Origin of the sequence: Candidatus Planktophila vernalis (assembly GCF_002288185.1) — a bacterium.
GTDB classification, from domain to species: Bacteria; Actinomycetota; Actinomycetes; order Nanopelagicales; family Nanopelagicaceae; genus Planktophila; species Planktophila vernalis.
In genome coordinates this window covers 436021-458756 of record NZ_CP016776.1, presented here as the reverse complement: position 1 = coordinate 458756, position 22736 = coordinate 436021, and the positions used below count along the sequence as shown (strand labels likewise).

The 22736-nt window shown below is 46.3% G+C and carries 19 protein-coding genes and 1 pseudogene; all 20 read right to left on the bottom strand.

Going from position 1 to position 22736, the window contains the following annotated elements; all coding sequences use genetic code 11:
• Positions 1-5 precede the first annotated feature (5 nt).
• The 20 genes and pseudogenes from cimA to A7sIIA15_RS02355 all read right to left on the bottom strand — a co-directional run bounded on the left by cimA (position 6) and on the right by A7sIIA15_RS02355 (position 22696).
• Positions 6-1595, bottom strand: a complete 1590-nt coding sequence (cimA, locus tag A7sIIA15_RS02450; RefSeq protein WP_095685630.1) for a citramalate synthase — start codon at positions 1593-1595, stop codon at positions 6-8.
• Entirely contained in the window at positions 1595-2674 is a 1080-nt protein-coding gene (locus A7sIIA15_RS02445; RefSeq protein ID WP_095685629.1) for a branched-chain amino acid aminotransferase, read from the bottom strand. The genes cimA and A7sIIA15_RS02445 overlap by 1 nt, the downstream gene beginning before the upstream one ends.
• A 3-nt stretch (positions 2675-2677) precedes the next feature.
• On the bottom strand, positions 2678-3742 hold the full coding sequence (locus A7sIIA15_RS02440; RefSeq protein WP_420021905.1) for a 3-isopropylmalate dehydrogenase: 1065 nt from the start codon (positions 3740-3742) through the stop codon (positions 2678-2680).
• Entirely contained in the window at positions 3708-4733 is a 1026-nt protein-coding gene (gene ilvC, locus A7sIIA15_RS02435) for a ketol-acid reductoisomerase (RefSeq protein ID WP_095686428.1), read from the bottom strand. The genes A7sIIA15_RS02440 and ilvC overlap by 35 nt, the downstream gene beginning before the upstream one ends.
• Positions 4734-4808: 75 nt before the next feature.
• A pseudogene (gene ilvN, locus A7sIIA15_RS02430) lies at positions 4809-5045 on the bottom strand (acetolactate synthase small subunit); the annotation flags it as partial.
• Positions 5046-5047: 2 nt separating this feature from the next.
• Positions 5048-6784, bottom strand: coding sequence for an acetolactate synthase large subunit (locus A7sIIA15_RS02425; RefSeq protein ID WP_095685626.1), 1737 nt, complete (start codon positions 6782-6784; stop codon positions 5048-5050).
• Between the two features lie 199 nt (positions 6785-6983).
• Positions 6984-8657 carry a dihydroxy-acid dehydratase gene (gene ilvD / locus A7sIIA15_RS02420; protein ID WP_095685625.1) on the bottom strand — a complete coding sequence of 558 codons (1674 nt, stop codon included), beginning with the start codon at positions 8655-8657 and terminating at the stop codon, positions 6984-6986.
• A gap of 9 nt (positions 8658-8666) precedes the next feature.
• The gene (gene gatB / locus A7sIIA15_RS02415) at positions 8667-10175 is read right to left on the bottom strand and encodes an Asp-tRNA(Asn)/Glu-tRNA(Gln) amidotransferase subunit GatB (protein WP_095685624.1); all 1509 of its coding nucleotides are present in this window, start codon (positions 10173-10175) and stop codon (positions 8667-8669) included.
• Positions 10172-11668 (bottom strand): Asp-tRNA(Asn)/Glu-tRNA(Gln) amidotransferase subunit GatA, encoded by a 1497-nt coding sequence (gene gatA / locus A7sIIA15_RS02410; RefSeq protein ID WP_095685623.1) that lies wholly within the window; start codon positions 11666-11668, stop codon positions 10172-10174. Before gatA ends, gatB begins: the two co-directional genes overlap by 4 nt.
• Positions 11665-11961 (bottom strand): Asp-tRNA(Asn)/Glu-tRNA(Gln) amidotransferase subunit GatC, encoded by a 297-nt coding sequence (gene gatC, locus A7sIIA15_RS02405; protein WP_095685622.1) that lies wholly within the window; start codon positions 11959-11961, stop codon positions 11665-11667. Before gatC ends, gatA begins: the two co-directional genes overlap by 4 nt.
• A gap of 25 nt (positions 11962-11986) precedes the next feature.
• Positions 11987-13249 (bottom strand): glutamate-5-semialdehyde dehydrogenase, encoded by a 1263-nt coding sequence (locus tag A7sIIA15_RS02400; protein WP_095685621.1) that lies wholly within the window; start codon positions 13247-13249, stop codon positions 11987-11989.
• 61 nt (positions 13250-13310) lie between these two features.
• Positions 13311-14471 (bottom strand): PrnB family protein, encoded by a 1161-nt coding sequence (locus tag A7sIIA15_RS02395; RefSeq protein WP_095685620.1) that lies wholly within the window; start codon positions 14469-14471, stop codon positions 13311-13313.
• Positions 14472-14568: 97 nt separating this feature from the next.
• Positions 14569-15684, bottom strand: a complete 1116-nt coding sequence (gene proB / locus A7sIIA15_RS02390) for a glutamate 5-kinase (RefSeq protein ID WP_095685619.1) — start codon at positions 15682-15684, stop codon at positions 14569-14571.
• Complete coding sequence (obgE, locus tag A7sIIA15_RS02385; protein ID WP_095685618.1) at positions 15681-17189, bottom strand: GTPase ObgE; 1509 nt, start codon at positions 17187-17189, stop codon at positions 15681-15683. Before obgE ends, proB begins: the two co-directional genes overlap by 4 nt.
• A gap of 76 nt (positions 17190-17265) precedes the next feature.
• The gene (rpmA, locus tag A7sIIA15_RS02380; protein WP_017955989.1) at positions 17266-17526 is read right to left on the bottom strand and encodes a 50S ribosomal protein L27; all 261 of its coding nucleotides are present in this window, start codon (positions 17524-17526) and stop codon (positions 17266-17268) included.
• Positions 17527-17537: 11 nt separating this feature from the next.
• Entirely contained in the window at positions 17538-17852 is a 315-nt protein-coding gene (gene rplU, locus A7sIIA15_RS02375; protein ID WP_018207039.1) for a 50S ribosomal protein L21, read from the bottom strand.
• A gap of 101 nt (positions 17853-17953) precedes the next feature.
• Positions 17954-18895 (bottom strand): DNA polymerase III subunit delta, encoded by a 942-nt coding sequence (gene holA, locus A7sIIA15_RS02370; protein WP_095685617.1) that lies wholly within the window; start codon positions 18893-18895, stop codon positions 17954-17956.
• A gap of 7 nt (positions 18896-18902) precedes the next feature.
• The gene (locus A7sIIA15_RS02365) at positions 18903-21029 is read right to left on the bottom strand and encodes a ComEC/Rec2 family competence protein (protein WP_223298283.1); all 2127 of its coding nucleotides are present in this window, start codon (positions 21027-21029) and stop codon (positions 18903-18905) included.
• Between the two features lie 113 nt (positions 21030-21142).
• Positions 21143-21751: a ComEA family DNA-binding protein gene (locus tag A7sIIA15_RS02360; protein ID WP_095685615.1), complete on the bottom strand. Its 609-nt coding sequence runs from the start codon at positions 21749-21751 to the stop codon at positions 21143-21145.
• A gap of 60 nt (positions 21752-21811) precedes the next feature.
• Complete coding sequence (locus A7sIIA15_RS02355; RefSeq protein WP_095685614.1) at positions 21812-22696, bottom strand: PLP-dependent cysteine synthase family protein; 885 nt, start codon at positions 22694-22696, stop codon at positions 21812-21814.
• Positions 22697-22736: the final 40 nt, after the last annotated feature.

Below are 22736 nucleotides of genomic sequence, written 5' to 3'. Positions count from 1 at the left end.
CAACTTTACTCGGGTTTGCGTCCCTGACGCATAAGGCCGAAGGTAACCGCGTCCTCAAGTGCCATTGCAGAAGCTGCAATAACGTTTTCATGCACACCAACGGTGTTCCATTCGCCCTTGCCATCGCTCGTTTCAACTAATACGCGTGTAACTGCGCCCGTACCCAGACGACCCTCAAGGATGCGCACCTTGTAATCAGTGAGCTCTAGAACTTCTAACTCTGGATACAGAGCTTTCAATCCTGTACGCAAAGCGTTATCAAATGCATTTACGGGACCGTTACCAGAGCCAGAACATGAAATCTGCTTACCCATAGCCGTTACTTTAACTTCAGCCTTTGTAAGAATGCTTTGATCTTCAGAGCGCTCAACAGTTGTTAGCCAATGGTCGATGGTAAAGAAAGATGGACGCTTGCCGATCATCTCTTCATGAACTAGAAGTTCAAATGAGGCATCAGCAGCTTCAAAAGTGAATCCGCGAGATTCCATCTCCTTAACGCGATCAACGATACGGCCGATAAGTTCTTTATCTCCACCAAGATCAACACCGAGTTCTTGGGACTTTAATTCAATAGATGCACGCCCAGCCATGTCAGAGACCAACATACGCATATCGTTTCCAACAGATGCTGGATCTTCATGTTGGTAAAGGGATGGATCAACCTTAATAGCGCTGGCGTGCAGACCTGCCTTGTGAGCAAATGCTGAAACTCCCACATATGGCTGACGCGCACTAGAAGAGACGTTTGTAACTTCAGCTACGGCATGTGAGATTCTAAATGCTTCGCGCAGTGAATCCTTAGGTAATACCAATTGATGCTTCTTCAACTCTAGGTTTGCAATAATTGTTACTAGATCAGCGTTACCGGTGCGCTCACCATAACCATTAAGAGTTCCTTGAACGTGCGTCGCACCTGCTGCAACTGCAGCCATTGAGTTAGCAACTGCGCATCCTGTGTCGTTGTGGCAATGAATACCAAGGCGAGCAGAGCTAGCAGTTAAAACATCATGGACTACTTGTGAAAGCTCATCTGGCAACATTCCGCCGTTTGTGTCGCACAAGGCAATGACGTCTGCCCCTGCTTCAGCTGCAACGCGTACAACTTCTAGCGCGTATGCACGGTTACTGCGATAGCCATCAAAGAAGTGCTCAGCATCAAGAAATACACGTTGTCCTTCAGCAATTAAGTGACTCACTGAGTCACGGATCATCTCTAGGTTTTCATCAAGAGAAGTTTTGAGTGCTAAATCAACGTGGCGATCAAAAGCCTTTGCAACCAAAGTAACTGCTGGAGCACCTGAATCACGCAGGGCACCAAGTAATACATCATCGGCGGCTTTAACGTTTGGACGACGTGTGGCACCAAATGCAACAAAGGTTGCATTCTTTAGTACTAATTCCTTTTTAGCTCGCGCAAAAAACTCAGTGTCCTTTGGGTTTGCCCCTGGCCATCCACCTTCAATAAATCCAACACCAAGATCATCAAGATGACGCGCGATTGCCAACTTGTCATGAACCGAGAGATTTAATCCCTCTTGCTGCGCACCATCGCGCAGAGTGGTGTCATAAATATGAAATGCATCAGAGACTGGCATTAGCAGACCTTACGAACCCAGCCGTGTGTATCAGAGGTTGTTCCATGTTGAATGGCAAGTAAGTGATTGCGAATTTGCATAGTAATCACACCAGGTTGGCCATCGCCAGTCACCCATGTACCCATATTTGATTTAGCAGTACCAACCGGTGAAACAACTGCAGCTGTTCCACACGCAAAGATTTCAGTGATTTCACCGGATGAAACGCCATCGCGCCAATCATCGATGCTCAGCATTACTTCTTCAGTTTTATAGCCAAGGTCCTTAGCAACAGAGAGAATCGAATCACGGGTAATCCCTGGAAGCAATGTTCCAGTTAACTTTGGAGTGATGACAGTTGCATCTGCGCCTTTGCCCTTAACAAAGTAAAGGTTCATGCCACCCATCTCTTCAACCCACTTGCGCTCTTTTGCATCAATCCACACAACTTGGTCGCAACCCTCTTTCGCAGCAGCTTTTTGTGCAACGAGTGAGGCTGCATAGTTTCCTCCGCACTTTGCCTCACCTGTTCCACCTTGCGCTGCTCGCACATATTCAGTTGAAATCCACACAGAAACAGCCTTTGATGGATCAAAGTAGGCTCCGGCAGGTGTTGCAATAAGAATGTATGTGGCTTTGTTAGTTGGACGAACACCCAAACCAACCTCTGTTGCAATCATAAATGGACGGATATAGAGAGATTCACCAATTTTGTTTGGCACCCAACCTGCATCTTGCTTAACTAAAGTTTCAACTGTTTCTAGAAATAACGCCTCTGGCATTTCAGGTAGAGCTAAACGTTTTGCAGAGTTAGCAAAACGCTTTGCATTTGCATCAGGGCGAAAGAGTGAGATTGAACCATCAGGTTGGCGATAAGCCTTCATACCTTCAAAGATTTCCTGACCGTAGTGAAATACTGCTGTCGCTGGATCTAAAGAAAGTGGACCATAAGGCTTTAACTCTGGTTCTGCCCAGCCATCTTTTTCAGTCCACTCACACACAACCATGTGATCGGTGTAGTACTTACCGAAACCACCTTCAGCAACAAGTGCATCACGAGTTGCTGCATCTTTTGCATTTGGATTGAGTGTGACTTTCATGGCTTATAGCGCTGCGACTAGCGCATCTCCCACTTCACTTGTGCTTCGCTTCTTATCGCCTCGAGCTAGTAAATCAGCAGCAACTGCACGCTCAACATCACGTGCAGCATCGCTATACCCCAAGTGATCGAGCATCATCGCAACTGACATAACTGTGGCTGTTGGATCTGCAATATTCTTTCCAGCAATATCTGGGGCTGAACCATGTACTGGTTCAAACATTGATGGGAATTTTCCAGTTGGGTTGATATTTCCTGAAGCAGCTAATCCAATGCCACCACAGATTGCAGCTGCAATGTCAGTCAAGATGTCTCCGAAAAGGTTATCTGTCACAACAACATCAAAGCGCTCTGGGTTAGTCACAAAGAACATTGAAGCTGCATCAACATGTAAGTAATCAGTGGTAACAGTTGGGTATTCCTTAGCAACTTCATTAAATGTACGCGTCCACAGACCGCCAGCACGGGTTAATACGTTGTTCTTGTGAACCAAAGTCAGCTTCTTGCGTTCACGTTTTGAAGCACGCTCGAATGCATCACGGATAACACGCTCTGCACCGCGGCGAGTATTCAAACTTTCTTCAGTTGCAATCTCTGCATCAGTGCCTTCTGCAAGGACTCCCCCTGCACCAACATATGGACCTTCGGTTCCTTCGCGCACAACTACAAAATCAATTGGAGCCTTAGTTGCTAATGGTCCGGTAACACCAGGCATTAAACGTGCAGGGCGCAAATTAATGTAGTGATCAAATGCAAAACGAAGCTTAAGAAGAAGACCGCGCTCAAGGACTCCACTTGGAACAGTTGGATCTCCAACTGCGCCAAGCAAAATTACATCCTTGGTTGCAATCTCATCCAAAATAGCTTGTGGAAGAACTTCGCCTGTACGGTGCCAATACCCAGCACCTAAGTCATATGAAGTGCGCTTGAACGTCACGTCATACTTCTTTGCCACAACGTCGAGAACTTTTAGACCCTCGTTAACAACCTCAGGGCCAATTCCGTCGCCAGCAATCACGGCTAATTCAAAAACTTTAGCCACGCGCCGCGCTTCCCTCTTTATAGTCATCGCCCTTTGACTGCTTCATCCATGAGAACATCTTGCGAAGTTCACGGCCAACAGCCTCGATTGGGTGAGTCTCACCCTTTGCACGAAGTGACTTAAATTCAGGAGCACCAGCTTCTTGGTCATCAATGAAGCGCTTAGCAAATGCACCACTTTGGATGTCTGCAAGAACTGCCTTCATATTCTCCTTAACATGTGGATCAATAACACGTGGGCCAGAGACATAATCACCAAACTCTGCTGTGTCAGAGACTGACCAGCGTTGCTTTGCAATTCCACCCTCATACATTAAATCAACGATGAGCTTAAGTTCGTGCAAGCACTCAAAGTAAGCAACCTCAGGCTGGTATCCAGCTTCAGTAAGTGTTTCAAATCCATACATAACTAGTTGTGAAGCACCACCGCAAAGAACTGACTGCTCACCAAAGAGATCTGTTTCAGTCTCTTCTGTGAATGTGGTCAAGATTCCACCAGCGCGAAGTCCACCAATTGCTTTTGCATATGAAAGTGTTAGCGGCCATGCGCTACCAGTTGAATCTTGTTCAACTGCAACGATTACTGGAACTCCACGTCCTGCTGCATACTCACGACGCACTAAGTGACCTGGGCCCTTTGGTGCAACCATGCAAACATCTACTGATGCAGTTGGCTTGATGTAGCCAAAGCGAATATTGAAACCATGCCCGAAGAACAAAGCATCGCCATCTTTTAGGTTAGGCAAAATTGATTCTGTGTAGATATGGCGCTGAACATGGTCAGGAGCCAAAATCATGATGACTGTTGCTTCCTTAACTGCATCAGCTACTGAAACAACACGCAAACCTTCAGCTTCTGCCTTAGCGCGTGATGCTGAACCTTCTTTTAGTCCAACGCGGACATCAACACCGCTATCGCGCAAGTTAAGTGCGTGCGCATGTCCTTGAGAGCCGTAACCGATGATCGCGACCTTGCGACCCTGGATGATGGATAGATCGGCATCCTCTTCGTGATACATCGTTGCTGCCACGGTATTTCTCCTTTAGTTCTGGTAATCGGGTTGAGTGTCGTGAACTGCTGGTGCTGCCTTATTTGGAACTATTTCCTTAATAGAAATGACATTGATTAACTTATCTAGCTGAGCAATTACTTGCTCGAGCGCATGGCCTTCCAAATTAACCACTATGTCCATCTGTGAGATGGATGAGTCAGCAGTTGGACCAACTGATAAGCGTTCAATGTTGTAAGCACGGCGAGAAAAGAGGCCAGCAACGCGGGCCAATACGCCAGGTGAGTTCTCTACTAAAACTTCGAGTGTGTGTTGGGCCATTTTTATAGCTCCTGTGAATCCCAGTCAGGCGCGGTTTCGCGCGCGATCTTAATGTCATCATTTGATGCACCAGCTGCAACCATTGGCCACACCATTGCATCGCGATGCACTCGGAAATCAATAACAACGGGTTGATCATTAATCCCCATTGCCTTTTCAATCGTTGCATCAACATCTTCTTCACGCTCACAACTCAAACCAACGCAACCCATAGCTTCTGCAAGCATTGGGAAGTTAGGAACGCGCTTAGATTCAAGGTTTGTGTTTGAGTATCGACCTTCATAGAACAGGGTCTGCCACTGGCGAACCATGCCAAGAGATTCGTTATTAATGATTGCAACCTTGATTGGAATGTTATTGAGTGCACACGTGACGAGCTCTTGATTAGTCATCTGGAAACAACCATCACCATCGATTGCCCACACAGTTGTGTCCGGTGCTCCAACTTTTGCACCCATTGCCGCAGGAACTGCATATCCCATAGTTCCTAAGCCACCAGAGTTAAGCCAGGTGCGTGGATTTTCATAAGAAACAAACTGGGAAGCCCACATCTGATGTTGGCCAACACCTGCAGCAAAAATTGCATCAGGACCTGAGATTTTTCCAAGTCGTTCAATTACATACTGTGGAGACAATGTCCCATCATTTGGTTTGTCATAACCCAAGGGATATGCAGCTTGAAGTGAATTCATCTGGTGTAACCATGGAGTTAAATCAGGCTGATTCTTTGCAAGAGCTGATTTAAGTGCTGGAATCAGCGCAGAGATAGTGTTTTTGAGATCACCCAATACGGCAACATCAGCAAAGCGATTCTTACCAATTTCAGCAGGATCGATATCTGCGTGAATAACCTTGGCATTAACTGCAAATGTTGAAAGCTTGCCTGTAACACGGTCATCAAAGCGTGCACCTAAAGTGATAAGCAGATCTGCTTTTTGTAGGGCTGTAACTGCAGCAACCGTTCCATGCATTCCAGGCATTCCAAGGTTGAGCGGGTGACTATCTGGGAATGCGCCACGTGCCATAAGAGTTGTAACAACAGGTGCACCAAGTAATTGTGCAAGTTCTAACAATTCACGTGATGCATTTGCCTTGATTACTCCGCCACCAACATAAAAGACTGGCTTACTCGATTGGGTGATTAACGCAGCCGCATCCAGAATCGACTGATTGTCTGGGACCGACTTTGGTTTATATCCAGCCAAATTAACAGATGTTGGAAATTTGAAATCTGTCATAGCTTGAAGTGCATCTTTTGCAATATCCACAAGAACTGGGCCGGGACGGCCTGTGCTTGCAATATGGAAGGCCTCGGCGATCGCGCGTGGGATATCGGCTGGGTTGGTAATCAAATAATTGTGTTTTGCAAATGGCATTGTGATGCCGCGAATATCGGCTTCTTGGAAAGCATCTGTACCAATTGCAACTGAAGGCACCTGGCCTGTAATTGCAACAACTGGAACTGAATCCATTGCAGCATCGGCCAAAGGTGTTACAAGATTTGTTGCACCAGGACCTGATGTAGCAATACACACACCAACGCGACCAGTTACTTGGGCATAACCAGTTGCAGCATGTCCTGCACCTTGTTCGTGGCGAACAAGAATGTGGCGGATGGAGCTAGAAAAAATTGGGTCATAGGCTGGCAGGATCGCACCGCCTGGGATTCCAAACATGACGTCAACGCCTGCAGCTTCAAGTGATGCCACAAGTGAACTGGCCCCAGTCATTTGACTCATTGTTCTTCTCCCTTCGTTGCCTTGCATTTAAAGTGGTTAAACGAAAAAACCCTCAGATAACTGAGGGCGGCGCATGATCATCGTTAGATCACGCGCTGCTAAATCACCACCACAAATGTTGTACTCATGGAGATATTGTCCAATGAATTACGCATAAGAGTCAAGGCATGAGATGCACATCTCACAATTTGAGCCAGCTTTACTCGCAGACCGCGCCTTTGGATGCAGATCCGACCAGCTTTGAATACTTAGCCAAGACCCCGCGGGAGTATTTGTGACCCAAAGGCTTCCAGCCAACTTTTCTAGCCTCAAGCTCCTTAGGGTCCACTAGCAAATCCAGTGTTCGCTTAGTGATGTCAATGCGCACTAAATCGCCATCCTTAATAAATGCAATCGGTCCCCCATCAACGGCTTCAGGTGCAACGTGACCGACGCACAAACCAGTTGATCCACCAGAAAAGCGACCATCTGTTAAAAGCAGAGTTGATTTACCAAGACCTGCACCTTTGATTGCACCAGTAATCATTAACATCTCGCGCATACCTGGTCCACCCTTTGGACCCTCATAGCGAATCACAACAACATCACCGGCTTGAATCGTTCCATTTTCAAGTGCATCCATTGCAGCTTGTTCACGCTCGAACACTCGCGCAGGTCCTTCAAAAGTTTCTATGCCAATTCCCGCTGTTTTACAGACTGCACCATCGCTGGCAAGGGTTCCACCCAAAATAGTAATTCCAATATCAGTAGATATTGGAGATGAAATAGCACGCAAAATCTGACCATCTGGATCTGGCGGCGCAATATCTTTCAGATTCTCAGCCATTGTTTTGCCTGTGACAGTTAGAACATCACCATGAAGAAGGCCTGCATCAAGTAATCCCTTTAACACAACTGGAATTCCACCGACTTTATCAACATCACTCATAACAAAGCGGCCAAAAGGCTTGAGATCACCCAGCAATGGAACCTTGGATCCAATACGGTGGAAATCATTAAGCTCAAGATCTACTTCGGCTTCATATGCAATTGCTAGTAAGTGAAGAACCGCGTTAGTAGAACCACCTAAAGCCATCAATATTGTGATCGCATTTTCAAATGCTTGCTTTGTCAAAATATCGCGTGTGGTGATTCCTTGACGAATGAGTTCAACCACCGCAGCACCTGATGCAATTGCATAAGTATCTCGGCGGCGATCTACAGCTGGAGGCGCAGCTGAACCAGGAAGTGAAAGCCCAATGGCTTCACCAATACTTGCCATGGTGTTTGCTGTATACATTCCGCCACAAGCACCCTCACCAGGACAGATTGCACGTTCAATTTGATCCACACGCTCCTGGGTGATTAATCCACGTGCACATGCTCCAACAGCTTCAAAGGCATCAATGATTGTTACATCTTTACCATCAACTTGACCTGGCAGAGTTGAACCTGCATAAACAAAAACACTTGCAACATCGATACGAGCTGCTGCCATCATCATTCCTGGAAGAGATTTATCGCAACCAGCAAAAGTAACCATTCCATCTAAACGCTCTGCCTGCATAACTGCTTCAACAGAGTCTGCAATAACTTCACGAGAAACTAGTGAAAAGTGCATTCCTTCGTGGCCCATTGAAATTCCATCAGATACTGAGATGGTTCCAAATTGCATGGGGAATCCACCTGCTTCTAGGACTCCTTGCTTTGACGCTTTTGCTAGGCGATCTAAAGATAAGTTGCAGGGAGTAATTTCATTCCATGAAGATGCAATACCAATTTGTGGTTTAACCCAATCAGCATCACCCATACCAACTGCACGTAACATTCCACGTGCAGGGGCGCGCTCTAATCCGTCAGTAACAACACCTGAGCGTGGCTTCATGTTTGGCATGTGCTCAGTCTAGCCTTCTGATTGTCCAAGATGAGCTAACAAAAGCGCACGAACTTTAGCTGCATCTGCTTGACCCTTTGTATCTTTCATAACCATTCCAATTAATGCACCAGCTGCTGGTAAATGGCCATCGCGAACCTTTTGCGCAGTCTCAGGTTGACCAGCACATGCCCGCTCGATTGCAGCCATCAATGCGGAATCATCGTTAACAACTTTAATTCCGCGCGCAGCAATAACCGCTGTTGGCTTTCCTTCTCCGGCAATAACGCCTTCAACAACTTGGCGAGCTAACTTATCTGTTAAATCTCCAGTATTAACAAGGGCCACAATCTCAGCCACATCTGTAGCTGAAATAGGTAGATCCTTAATTGCAACATCTTTTTCATTAGCAATTCGAGAAATCTCACCTAACCACCAGCTGCGTGCTTTAGCAGGCTCAGCGCCCAGTGCCACAGTTGCTTCAACAACATCTAATACATCGGCGTTAATCATCGCTGACATTTCTTTATCGGGAACTGCCCATTGTTCTTGCAAACGTTTGCGATGGATGGATGGTCGCTCAGGCAAAGCTGCACGAAGTTGTTCAATCCATGCAGCATCTGGTGCCACTGGAACTAAATCTGGTTCTGGGAAATAACGGTAATCCTCTGCCTGTTCTTTCGAGCGACCAGAGCGAGTTAAACCGGTGTCTTCTTGGAAGTGACGAGTCTCTTGTACAACGCGCTCTCCATTATTGAGACGTTCAGCATGGCGAATCATTTCGCCACGAATTGCGCGCTCAACAGAGCGAAGTGAGTTAACGTTTTTAGTCTCAGAGCGAGTTCCAAGAACATCAGAGCCAATTAAGCGCAATGAAACGTTTGCATCGCAGCGAAGTGATCCCTGCTCCATCTTCACATCACTCACACCCAGTGAGCGCAAGATGTCACGCAACTCTGCAACGTATGCCTTTGCAACCTCAGGGGCATATTTTCCTGTGCCAGGAACAATCTTGGTCACAATTTCAACCAATGGGATTCCTGCACGGTTGTAATCAAGAAGTGAATACTCTGCGCCATGAATGCGACCAGTAGCACCACCCACGTGTAAAGACTTTCCAGTGTCTTCTTCCATGTGAACGCGCTCTACTTCGATGCGGAACACCTTTGGACCTTCATCAGTTTCAATTTCAACATCAACATAGCCGTTAACGCAGATTGGCTCGTCATACTGTGAAATCTGGAAGTTCTTTGGCATATCTGGATAGAAATAGTTTTTACGAGCAAAGCGACTAAAGGGCGCAATGGAGCAGTTCAGAGCCAGACCTATTTTGATCGTTGATTCAATCGCCTTCTCATTAACAGTTGGCAGAGCACCTGGCAGAGCTAAACAAACGGGGCACGTTTGTGTATTTGGTTCAGCTCCGAAAATAGTAGAACAGCCACAAAACATCTTTGAGTTTGTATTGAGTTCGACGTGAACTTCAAGGCCCAGTACTGGTTCATACTTTGCTACAACATCATCATATGTCAGGCTCATTTGCTACCTGCTAACGCTGGAATTGTTGAAAGCAATGGTGCTCCCCATTTTGAAAGCAAAGCTGCTTCAAGGGCTGCGCCTACTGAATACATACGATCATCTTTCATAACTGGCGACATGATCTGGAAGCCAACTGGTAGTCCGTCTTCTTCTGCAACACCTGAAGGCAATGACATTCCGCCAATACCAGCCATGTTTACAGGAATTGTTGCAATGTCATTGAGATACATAGCTAGGGGGTCATTAGCCTTTTCACCGATTTTAAAGGCTGTTGTTGGGCATGTTGGTGAAACCAAAACATCTGCCTTTTCAAATGCCTTGTTAAAGTCTTGAGTAATAAGCGTGCGAACTTTCTGCGCACTGCCGTAATAAGCATCGTAGTAACCGGATGAAAGAGCGTATGTTCCAAGAATTATGCGGCGCTTTACTTCACGACCAAAACCAACCTCGCGGGTTAAATTCATAACTGATTCAGCAGATGCGCCATCGTTATCACCCACGCGAAGGCCATAACGCATTGCATCAAAGCGAGCTAGGTTAGATGAACACTCAGATGGTGCGATTAAGTAATAGGCAGCAAGGGCATATTCAAAGTTAGGCGCAGATACTTCAACGATTTCAGCACCAGCAGCTGCAAGTAATTCAAGTGATTCTTCAAAACGAGTGCGCACACCCTTTTGGTAGCCATCACCGTTAAGTTCCTTAACAACACCAATTTTCATTCCCTTAACATTTCCTGACTTAGCCGCTGCAACAACTGCAGGAACAGGAGCGTTAATGGAAGTTGAATCTTTTGGATCATGGCCTGCAATAGCTTCATGCAACAGGGCAGCATCTAGGACCGTACGAGCACATGGTCCTGCTTGATCAAGGGATGAAGAGAAAGCAACAAGGCCATATCTAGAGACGCCGCCATACGTTGGCTTGACTCCCACTGTTCCGGTTACGGCTGCAGGTTGGCGAATAGATCCACCAGTATCTGTTCCAATAGCAAGTGGTGCTTCAAATGCAGCCAACGCTGCAGCTGATCCGCCACCTGAACCGCCAGGGATGCGAGTTAAATCCCAAGGATTATGCGTTGGACCGTAAGCTGAGTTTTCGGTGGATGAACCCATTGCAAATTCATCCATATTTGTCTTACCTAAAATAATAATGTCATTCTTCTTTAAATTTGTTACAACAGTTGAGTCATATGGTGGGCGCCAGCCTTCAAGAATCTTGGAGCCGCACGTTGTTGGAATTCCTTTTTGCGTCATCACATCTTTAAGAGCAAGTGGGACTCCAGCTAAAGGTGAGAGCTTCTCTCCACTTTTACGCTTTGCATCAACGGCTGCAGCTTGAGCAAGTGCGCCTTGCGTATCGACATGTAAGAAAGCATGAACGTCTTTATCAACTGCAGAGATCTGATCTAGGTGTGCTTGCGTGAGTGCAACTGAAGTAACTTCTCCACTAGCTAACTTGCTAGCCATTTCTGAGGCTGAGTTGCGAATCATTCTTCACCCAAAATCTGAGGAACGCGAAAGCGCTGTTCTTCTTGAGCAGGTGCACCAGAGAGTGCATCAGCTGGAGAAAGTGAGGGAATCACTACGTCGGGGCGAAAAACGTTACGAAGTGGCAATGGGTGCGACGTTGCAACAACATCAGCACCAGCAACTTCTTGAACACGAGCAACTGCATCCAAGATGACAGTAAATTCATTAGAGAGTGAAACTAGCTCTTCATCGCTCATTTCAATGCGAGCAAGACCAGCAAGCTTTGCTACATCATCGCGGGAAAGGCTGGTCATGGGGTCAGTCTAATTAATTTCGCGCTTAACTGCGAATTTGCCCGTCTCCAGTAACAATCCAGGTAGTAGTTGTCATAGCTTCAAGACCCATAGGCCCACGGGCATGGAGTTTTTGATTTGAAATTCCAATTTCTGCACCAAATCCCATTTGGCCACCATCTGTAAATCGGGTGGATGTATTCACCATGACTGCGGCGCAATCACTGAGTGCAATAAATCTCTGAGCATTCGCTTTATTTTCAGTAAGAATCGCTTCAGTGTGCTTAGTTCCGTACTTGGCTATGTGAGCGCTGGCATCGTCAACAGAATCAACGATTGCTACGTTCATCTCTAGAGTTCCATACTCCGTGCAGAAATTTTCTTCATTCGCTAATGTAATTGGAATTGATCCAGCCAATGCAAGTGTGCGCGCATCTCCATGAAGCACTACACCTGCATCATGAAGTGCTTTTAAGGCAATTGGTGCAAAATCTTTAGCAAGAGATTCATGTATTAACAATGTCTCGGCAGCATTACAGACACTTGGGCGCTGGGTTTTTGAGTTAATAATGATAGGCACAGCCTTAGACAGATCTGCAAACTCATCAACATAGACATGGCAAACGCCAGCACCTGTTTCAATTGTTGGCACGCGCGATTCATCAACAACGGCGCGAATCAGAGATGCACTCCCACGTGGAATGACAAGATCAACTTTTCCGCGGGCGTTAAGCAAAGCTGTAACAGTGTCACGATCTCCAGAAGGAACCAGTTGCACAACTTCTGGGGAAATCTTCGTCGTCTTAAGTGCATCTCGAATGACAGTAACCAAAATCTGGTTACTAGAGGCAGCACTTGAAGAACCGCGTAATAGTGCTGCGTTACCCGACATTAACAAGATTGCAGCTGCATCAATAGTGACATTTGGCCGAGCTTCATAAACCATTCCAATAACGCCAAATGGCACTGTGATTTGCTGTAAATCGATTCCGTTAGGCAAAGTCGAGTGCCGCAGTGTGATTCCAAGTGGATCGGGCAAGTTACTTACTTCTCGTGCACTCTTTGCGATTCCTTCAATTCTGGCAGGTGTAAGCAAAAGCCGATCAAGTAAAGAATCATTAATTTTTGCCGCTCTGGCGCGCACCATATCTTCTTCGTTGGCCGCAAGGATTTCAGAACTACGAGCTAGGACAGCATCGGCAATTGCATTAAGGGCTGCACTTCGTTCAGCGCCAGTTGCAGCGTGCAATGTACGCGCAGCAAGGCGTGCGGTATCTGCCAGGCCATTGACCAGTTTCGTTGCGCTCATGACGCAAAGCCTATCGGGAGCCAGGCATTATTCGCATTGAATAATTCTGACAGCTACTCAGTTAACTAATGAGTTGTTGCTTAGACTCGTCCCTGTGCTTGCGTAGATAGACCATGAATGGTGTTCCCCCGGTCCCCACTGCAGATGGATTTCCAGGAGTGGCTTGTGCTTGCGCATGGATATATGTGCCTGCATATTCCAAATGTTTAGCCCTAAAGTCTCCAACAATACTGACGCATTCATTAAAGATAGTTTTCAACTTTGTATTGGCAAGTGATGTGACCATATTTCGGACAGAAGGGCCAGCTTCTACGGCCTCAATGAACTTCACATGCATCGGAGGCATGTAACCGCGCATCTCCATTAAGTAATCTCGGAGTTCATCCTTCTCATGGGTGATTCCAAGGATTGCATCCATAGCCGGAATGATCGCACTTTGTGCGCCAGTCTCACCACGAAAAACTTGACCCTTAGAACCATAAGCATCCACCCCCTCATATACAACGCCGTTAGGAAGTGAGGGATTATTTCTCCAACCAAAAATATATGGGCGAACTCGGTGGAAATAAACATATGGATCACAGCGCTCTGGCATCCGACACAAAACGTCATACATCGATTGAAGTGCATCCCTTAATTGAATCAAAGCTTTTTCAAGTGAATCAGAATCATTATCCACAACACTTGCTTGGGCCAGTTCAATTGCCTTGAGTGCCTTTCCAGCTTTCTTCTCAATATCAATATGAATCAAAATGAACCACTCTTCATCCTGACCACCAAGGAAGCATTGGAGTAGTGCGATATTTCCGCACTCGATAGGACCGCTGGGATCAAGGCGTCTCCAGTTATCAGAGGCATAACTTTGATAAGAAAGTATCGGAGGCCGGCCAACTAAAAGTCCAACTTCATGCCAAGGTAAGGCTAGCTTTTTTGGAAAAGTTGTTGCCGGAGAATTATCACTCCACTGATAAGACTGGCCGATATAACTTAAAATCATCATTGCCCGTGATTTGTCTGCCTGTGTTTTTAGCGCAGCAACATTGAAATCTGGAAGAGCTTGCACCCGCTTACGGAAATCATTTCCCATCAAAAGCTTAGGGATTTCTAAAGCAAACTGATCCCATTCCTCATTTCCAGGAGAGAGTCGTTGCGCTGGGTCATAATGTGGCAAATAGCCGAACTCTTCAGATAGACCATAATCAGCGATTTTTACAGGATTCATGTCGACTCTTTCTCAAGGGTGATTAATGCGCGCTAGGTTATTGGCTTTCTCACAAAAAAAGCAAGAGGTAAGTCTGCTGCAAAAGCTTTAAACTTATTTAGAGCAGCACTAAATCATCTCGATGAACTAGCTCGCGCTCATATTCAGCGCCCATTTCTGCAGCAAGTTCCTTTGTAGAGCGGCCAAGCATCTTTGGTAGATCTTCTGAATCAAAGGCAACTAAACCACGCGCAATCACAACACCATCTGGTCCTACTAATTCGATTGCATCGCCAGCAATAAATTCACCTTCAACTGCAGTTACACCAGCAGGAAGCAATGAAACACCACGCTCTAAAATTGCTTTCACAGCGCCAGCATCTAAAACTAACTTACCGTGTGGTTTGGTTGCATGCGCCAACCATAGTAGGCGTGATGTTGTCTTGCTTGCGTGTGCGTGAAAGTGAGTACCAAAATCTTGACCAGCCAAAGTTTTATCAGCATCTTCTAGCGATGTCAGCAGCATTGGGATACCAGCAGAAGTTGCAATGCGCGCAGCTTCAACCTTAGTAACCATTCCCCCACTGCCAACTCCGGAAGATCCTGCACCACCTAGAGTCTCATTTTCAATATCTGCAACAGATGTAACTTCGTGAATACGCTTAGCACCAGCCTGTGTTGGTGGGGCATCGTAAAGAGCGTCAATGTCAGAGACTAGAACCAATAAATCTGCACTAATCAAAAGTGCTACTAACGCAGCAAGTCGATCATTATCGCCAAAGCGAATTTCGCCAGTGCCAACTGTGTCATTCTCATTAATAATTGGAACGACTCCTAGTTGCAGCAAGCGATAAAGGGTGCGCTGGGCGTTTTGGTAATGAGAGCGGCGCACAACATCTTCAGTAGTGAGCAATACCTGTGATGCAGTAATTGAATGGCGATTAAAACTTTGGGTGTATTGAGCAATCAAAAGGCCTTGGCCAACTGATGCTGCAGCTTGCTGAGTTGCTAAATCCTTAGGACGCGTACTTAATCCCAATGGAGCAAGGCCAGCAGCGATAGCACCAGAGGAAACTACGACTACTTCAGATCCGCGTGCTTTGCATGCAGCAACAAGATCAACAAGTTTATTGACCGCATCAGCATCTAGCGCAGAACCGGCTTTACCGGTGAGAGAGGATGAGCCAATCTTGATGACGATGCGCTTTGCAGAAGTAATCTGCTCTCGGCTCACTTGTCATCTCCATCCTCTGATTCATTAACTTCAACTGCTGAAATCTTAGGTGAATGTGGGTCTTCGATGTTGTATTCCCACTGCTTTGCAATCTCATCATCGCTAAGAACATCATCAACACGCTCGGTTTGCTGCCATGTTGATTCAAGGCGTGAATCTTCTCCACGGCGATGCAAGTGACCAGCTAACTGCTCTGCTCCGGCTTCAATTGTTGGCTCCCAATCAAAAACAACTTGAGTGAGGCCATCGCCAATTCGAACTTCACTTCCAGCAACTGCGCCCTTTTTAAAGAGATCCTTCTCAACACCTAATTGCGCTAAACGATCAGCTAGATAACCAATGGCTTCTGCGTTCTTAAAGTTTGTTTGGCGCACCCAGCGCTCAACCTTCTTGCCTCGAACATTAAATGAACCATCAGCATTGGCTTTAACTTCAAAGCCAGAGTCATCAACTGCAACTGGGCGCAAGATAATGCGTGTGCGAACTTCAAGGGCTGCAGTGGCAGCACGATCCTTTTGAATCAAACGTGCCATTGCATAAGTCAATTCTTGTAAGCCTGCACGTGATGCAGCAGAGACTTGATAGACCTCATAGCCTCGCTCGCGCAATTCGCCTTCAACCATATCTGCCATGGCTTTTCCATCAGGAATATCTGTTTTATTGAGCGCGATGATTCGCACACGATCTTCTAGACCACCGTATAGCGCTAATTCATTTTCAATGATTTCAAGATCTTGCACTGGATTGCGATCTGTTTCTAGAGTTCCACAGTCCAATACATGCACGAGTGCAACGCAGCGCTCAACATGGCGTAGGAATTCAAGGCCTAAACCTTTTCCTTGGCTTGCACCTGGAATTAAGCCTGGAACATCGGCAACGGTAAATCGTGTTTCACCGGCTTGAACAACACCTAGATTTGGCGCAAGAGTTGTGAATGGATAGTCAGCAATCTTTGGGCGTGCTGCAGAAATAGCTGCAATAAGAGATGATTTTCCTGCACTTGGATAACCAACAAGTGCGATGTCTGCAACTGATTTAAGTTCAAGGAAAAGTGTGCGCTCTTCACCTGGTTCACCCAATAATGCAAAACCTGGTGCGCGTCGCTTTGATGAAGATAGAGCCATGTTTCCAAGGCCACCAAAACCACCTTGGGCTGCAATAAAAGTTGTGCCGGTTCCAACAAGGTCGGCAATCTGTTCACCTGCAGCATCAAAGATAACTGTGCCGTTTGGAACGCCAAGGATTAAATCTTCACCTTGATGACCATCTTTGCGATCGCCATAACCTTGATGACCTGACGTTGCTTTGCGGTGTGGTGAATGATGGAAATCAAGCAGAGTTGTAACACTTGGATCAACTACGAGAATTACATCGCCGCCGCGTCCACCATTACCGCCATCTGGTCCACCTAGTGGCTTGAATTTTTCACGTTTAACAGAGACACAACCATCTCCACCTTTTCCGGCAGAGGCATAGAGAGTCACACGATCAACAAATGTTGTCATGTCATTAACTCCCTTCACTGCAGAAAATAAAAAAGCGAGCCGTGTGATTACGGCTCGCCCTTTTTAGAGAAACCTTTTATAGAGCTACCGGAACCACAACATTCACTACGCGACGTCCGCGAGCGCGACCGTATTCAACTGCACCAGCTGCTAATGCAAACAGTGTGTCGTCCTTACCGCGTCCAACGTTCTTGCCTGGGTGAAAATGTGTTCCGCGCTGGCGAACTAGGATCTCGCCTGCATTCACTTCTTGTCCGCCAAAGCGCTTGATACCGAGGTATTGCGCATTGGAATCGCGACCGTTTCGTGTCGAGGAGACACCCTTCTTACTTGCCATTTATTTATCCTTTACTTCGCGCCGTTGATGGCGGTAATTTTTACGAGAGTCTGCTTAGCGCGAAATCCCTGACGACGACGGTGACCTGTCTTGTTCTTGTAACGCAAAATATCGATCTTTGGGCCCTTAGTCTCCTCAAGTACTTCGCCTGTGACCTTAACGCCAGAGAGAAGCTTTGGATCTGAAGTAACAGATGCACCATCTACTAGGAGCACTGCAGGAAATGAAACAGTTGCGCCAACAGCAGCGTCGATGCGATCGACAGTGACTGTGTCTCCAACTGCCACTTTCTCCTGATGGCCGCCAGCTTTAACGATTGCGTACACGTGTAACTCCAGTTCATTTTTAGCCCATGGCAAGAACCAAAGGTTCCTTCGGGCAGACGCTAAGGGTACGGAACCTCTAGGCCAGGGTCAAATTGCGATTTCTAGCCCTTTTGGGCGATTCGGGTCAAGGCCTTTTCTAGGGCGTAAATCGGATCACTAGCCGCACCTTTTACTTGGGCATCTGCCAGGGCGATGGCCCCAACGGCATCAGCGATTTGAGCTGGTGTCCATCGATTTAACTGTCTGCGGGCCTTATCAATTTGCCATGGTGCCATACCTAATTGCCCAGCTAGTTCAAAAGATTTCACGCCGCGATTAGCACCTGAAACTTTTGCAAGTGAGCGAAGTGATGAAGCAATAGCACTTGTAATCATTACTGGATCAGTTCCAGTTTCTAGTGCGCTTCGAAGTGCGATCAGTGCTGCTGGCAAATTACCATCCAACGTTGCATCGGCAACATCAAAACCTGTTGTTTCCACTCTGCCTTGATGAAACTTATCAATCATGACTTCATCAATAGTTCCAGCTGGTGCATCTGCTGCAATCTGTCCAATTGCTGATTGAAGCTCTCGCAGATCATTTCCTAACGCCCCAACTAATGCAGTGATTGCACCTGGAGTAGCCTTTCGCTTTAAATCAAGAAAAAGGTTTCGAACAAACTCTTCCTTCTCAGCTTCTTTCTTAATTGGCTCACAAGCAATTATCTCTGGCTTTAACTTTTTAATCGCATCTAATAATGCTTTGCCTTTAACGCCACCTTTATGAACAAAAACAACAGTCATTGTTGGATCTGGAGAATCTAAGTATCTTGTCACTTCATCTTTGGAATCTTCAGGCAAATCCTGTAGATCACGGATGATTAATCCACGGCGCTCTGAAAATAGTGATGGCGCAAGTGCATCGGCGATATCACCAACGATTGCATCTGCTGCAAAGAGAGTTGAAATCTCACATTTCTCATCTTTAAGTTGAGCAGTGAGCTTAGTGAGTGCTCTATCGGCAAGAGCAGCCTCTGATCCCAGGATGAGGTAGAAGGAATTCATTATGTATCTACCCCCATCTAATGAGATTAAAACGTCCCTTGGCTTTTCGCACCGTGAATTGATGATTTCGCACTTGAACTGCAATCGCACCATTTATATCTGTACGTAAAACCTCTGAGCCGAGTCTAGCCAGCGCCTCCAGGGTTTGCACTGCTGGGTGGCCATAAGTATTGCCTGCCCCCACTGAAATTATGGAAATACGTGGGTGCAAAGCGCTCATAAAAGCTACGTCCTGGTATCTAGAACCATGATGAGAGACTTTATAAATATCAACGGGGCCAACATCTTTAACCAGAATTTCTTGAACCGGTGGCTCAATATCCCCACCTGCAAAGATTGAAAAAGCATCACTTGTTATTAGTGTGGCAATACTGGAGTTGTTTATTTGTGAACCATCCCCAGGCATTTCTTCAAAACTAGTTGCACTCAAAGTTGGCCAAAGGACATTGATACTTAAGGCACCAACCCTTGCACCCATCCCACGCACCGCCTTAATCATCTCAACTCCTGCTAATGCTGATCCCGCCATTGCACTTTCAACAAGTGGCGCTGAATTAACACTGACCCAAACTTGTCCAACAGTGCGCTTGTTTAACGCCCCCGGTAATCCCGCAACGTGATCTGCATGAAAGTGGGAGAGAATAAGAAGCGGAATCTCCTTTATTCCAAGTGCTTTCAAACAACGATCTTCTGCAACAGGATCTGGTCCAACATCTATAACTATCCCCTGATGATTGCCTAAATTAATTACCATCGAATCACCCTGACCAATATCACAGTTAGCCACCTGCCAATCCCCTCCTGGCCAACGTTGCAGCCACGTGATGGAAATGAGAATTATCAAGGTGAAGATCACGATGTATTTAAACCATTTCTTAAACAACCAAGCCAGCAGAGTGAAGCTAGCAACTATGAGAAATCCAATTTTTCCTGTTTGTAGCGTGAGAACTGGAAAGCTAGATGCCCACTGTGCAATGAGTGCAATTGCCCCTGCAGGAAAGCGAATAAACCAAATCAATACTGAGGAGATGAATGAGGCAAAAGGTGAAAAAAGAGCGGCAATAAAGCCAACAATCGTGATGGGGGCAACAAAGGGAGCCGCTAATAAATTAGCAATAATGCTCATTGGGGCTAAATAGCCAGAGAGTGCAACGATGATGGGTGAGCAGAAAACTGTTGCTGCAATTGGTGGAGAAAGAGCTTGGGCCAACTTAACTGGCATGTGGGATGAGAGTTTTTCAATCAGAACAGGTGCAAAAAGAAGAAGCCCTGCGGTTGCTAAGACAGAGAGAGCAAAACCTGCATCACGCGCTTGCCATGGATCAACTATGACAACAGCTGCCATTGCAAAACCCAGAGCAGGAAGTGAATCGCGTCCACGTTTAGTGCCTTGTGCAATGAGTAAAACAGCTGCCATAGCAGCAGCACGTAGTACAGATGGCGATGGTCGCACCAGTGCAATGAATGCAATCAGAGAGATAGCCGTTGCAGAGAGGCGGAATTTCATTTTCGAGAATAGAAACTGCATGAGCCATAAGACAAAAGCTGAAACGAGTGCAAAATTGGCACCACTGACTGCAACTAAGTGCGTTAAGCCAGAGCGCTTCATTGAATCTTTGAACTGCGCGCTTTGTTTGGACGTATCCCCCAGAACCATGCCAGGTATGAGTGCACCTGCATTTCCATCACCAGAAAGTGAGCGCAGACCTAAGCGAATTGCACCCAACGCACTTGCCCAACGCGAAGGCGGTGTAAGAATGTGGATGTCATCCTTTATTACAACTAAGGCAGCAACTCGCGCCTCTTTGCTTGAAACGATTCGCCCTTGGGCGCTAAATCTTTGCCCAGGCAAGAGTTTTGTCACACTTCGATGTGATGTCATCACTCGTATCGGTACTCGCAATTTGTAATGAATTGAACTGTTATTGACCAAGATTGCACGTGCAATAAATGAATATTTACCGGTGCTGGTTTTGCTGGGATCCGTAACAACTTCAGCTGTGAGCGTTGCACTCTGCATAAAGAATCTAGTTATTTGGCTATTGGCCAATGATGCCTGGCGGATAGACATCACTGTTGAACCTAGAAGAAGTGCACAGATGATGACGCTAAAGCGCGCTTTTCGACTCAGCAAAGAAAGTGCGCCCAACGCTAATGCCGCACATGAGATTTGCCACGGGGCACACGCACTTTGAAATAACGCACCTGCCCAGATTGCACCGCCCAGAGCAACTGCTCTGTAATCGGTTAAATGCGAATTTTGCTTTTGATTTGTGCGAATTTTGCCTCACCGATTCCGCTCACCTTTTGCAGATCTTCAATTGTCATAAACGGACCGTGTGTTTTTCTATACTCAACTATGCGCCGTGCAATGACAGGACCAATCCCGTCGAGTGAATCAAAATCACTTACTGTTGCCCGGTTAATACTTATTGGACCGCTGCGCTTTGTTGCACTGATTCGAACGCCTTTGCTATTTGTAACTGCAGCATCAACGTAAATCTGCTCACCATCTGCCAACACTCGTGCCAAATTAATTGTGCTCAGGTCTGCTCCAGCAGCTGATCCTCCAGCGGCTTTGATTGCATCGATTACGCGAGAGCTTGCAGTGAGTGTGTAAACACCTGGTGTATTAACTGCGCCAGTCACATCTACAAATATCTGTGGAGCTTGGACTTGCTCGACTACTACAGGAGGCGCAGTTACCTCATCCATATTTCCTCTAATGACAATGAATACCGAGATAACAACGACTACCGCCGAAATGACAAGTAGAGCTCGTTTTTGAATGGAGGTGAAGTTGAGGTCAAACCACCAGGTGGCTAGTTTTTCAAATATCTGTGAGAAATATTCCATGCCCCAATAGTTCAGGGCGATGACAAAACAGGCTTACGTGAAGCTAAAGGGTGTGGATATTTACTTCTTAAGCCAGTAGTCGTTGATGTACTTCTCGCCCTCATCACAGAAGAAAGTAACGACGTTTTCAACACCGTACTGCTCCTTCAATCTCTTTGCTGCAATCATGTGTGCTCCTGAAGATGGGCCTACGAAAATGCCATGCACTCTTGCCAAACGGCGCATCTCAGCAATTGACTCTTCTGAGCCCACATCAATAACTCCATCTAATTCATGATGATGGCGGGTAACAATGCCTGGAATAAAGCCATCAGCGATTCCTTCAATTAAATGCTTTGAGACTTCTCCACACAAAATTGTGCATGATTCAGACGGCTCTAGCGCAATCACCTTGCACTTTGGATTTGCAGCTTTGAAGGCTTGTCCCACGCCAATAACTGTTCCGCCTGTTCCAACTCCACTGACGAGTAGATCTGGTAAAACTGGCATTTGTTGCAAAATCTCTTGACCTAGCCACTGACGGTTCTCTTCCACGTTCCATTCATTATCAAATTGTTGTGGTGCAAAAAAACCTGGCATTGCTCCGCGCCGACGTGCTTCTTCTAGCGCGTCGTTAACATGGAAATCTCCCATGGTGTGAACTTCTGCGCCAAATGCTTCAGAGATTGCTGTGCGCTCTGGACTCATCCCATCGGGCATGATTACTAACATTTTGTAGCCCTTAACTGCTGCAATCATGCTCATTGCATTTCCAGTATTACCGCTACTTGCTTCAACAATTGTGTCACCAGGCTTTAATAAGCCTTCTTCTTCCGCACGTTCAATCATGTATTTAGCCATTCGCGCTTTAATAGAACCAGATGGATTCAAATACTCCATCTTGACCCAAATGCCTTCAATATTAATTAATGGCGTATTACCGATGGCATCTAGAATTGTCTTCATTGACAGTGCCTTTCATATTGTGGAACTACTCGCGCGAGTA

Coding starts and splice junctions, on each gene's coding strand:
- cimA (WP_095685630.1), bottom strand. CDS start 1,595: ATGCCAGTCTCTGATGCATTTCATATTTATGACACCACTCTGCGCGAT.
- A7sIIA15_RS02445 (WP_095685629.1), bottom strand. CDS start 2,674: ATGAAAGTCACACTCAATCCAAATGCAAAAGATGCAGCAACTCGTGAT.
- A7sIIA15_RS02440 (WP_420021905.1), bottom strand. CDS start 3,742: ATGACTATAAAGAGGGAAGCGCGGCGCGTGGCTAAAGTTTTTGAATTA.
- ilvC (WP_095686428.1), bottom strand. CDS start 4,733: ATGTATCACGAAGAGGATGCCGATCTATCCATCATCCAGGGTCGCAAG.
- A7sIIA15_RS02425 (WP_095685626.1), bottom strand. CDS start 6,784: ATGAGTCAAATGACTGGGGCCAGTTCACTTGTGGCATCACTTGAAGCT.
- ilvD (WP_095685625.1), bottom strand. CDS start 8,657: ATGCCAAACATGAAGCCACGCTCAGGTGTTGTTACTGACGGATTAGAG.
- gatB (WP_095685624.1), bottom strand. CDS start 10,175: ATGAGCCTGACATATGATGATGTTGTAGCAAAGTATGAACCAGTACTG.
- gatA (WP_095685623.1), bottom strand. CDS start 11,668: ATGATTCGCAACTCAGCCTCAGAAATGGCTAGCAAGTTAGCTAGTGGA.
- gatC (WP_095685622.1), bottom strand. CDS start 11,961: ATGACCAGCCTTTCCCGCGATGATGTAGCAAAGCTTGCTGGTCTTGCT.
- A7sIIA15_RS02400 (WP_095685621.1), bottom strand. CDS start 13,249: ATGAGCGCAACGAAACTGGTCAATGGCCTGGCAGATACCGCACGCCTT.
- A7sIIA15_RS02395 (WP_095685620.1), bottom strand. CDS start 14,471: ATGAATCCTGTAAAAATCGCTGATTATGGTCTATCTGAAGAGTTCGGC.
- obgE (WP_095685618.1), bottom strand. CDS start 17,189: ATGACAACATTTGTTGATCGTGTGACTCTCTATGCCTCTGCCGGAAAA.
- rpmA (WP_017955989.1), bottom strand. CDS start 17,526: ATGGCAAGTAAGAAGGGTGTCTCCTCGACACGAAACGGTCGCGATTCC.
- holA (WP_095685617.1), bottom strand. CDS start 18,895: ATGAATTCCTTCTACCTCATCCTGGGATCAGAGGCTGCTCTTGCCGAT.
- A7sIIA15_RS02360 (WP_095685615.1), bottom strand. CDS start 21,751: ATGGAATATTTCTCACAGATATTTGAAAAACTAGCCACCTGGTGGTTT.
- A7sIIA15_RS02355 (WP_095685614.1), bottom strand. CDS start 22,696: ATGAAGACAATTCTAGATGCCATCGGTAATACGCCATTAATTAATATT.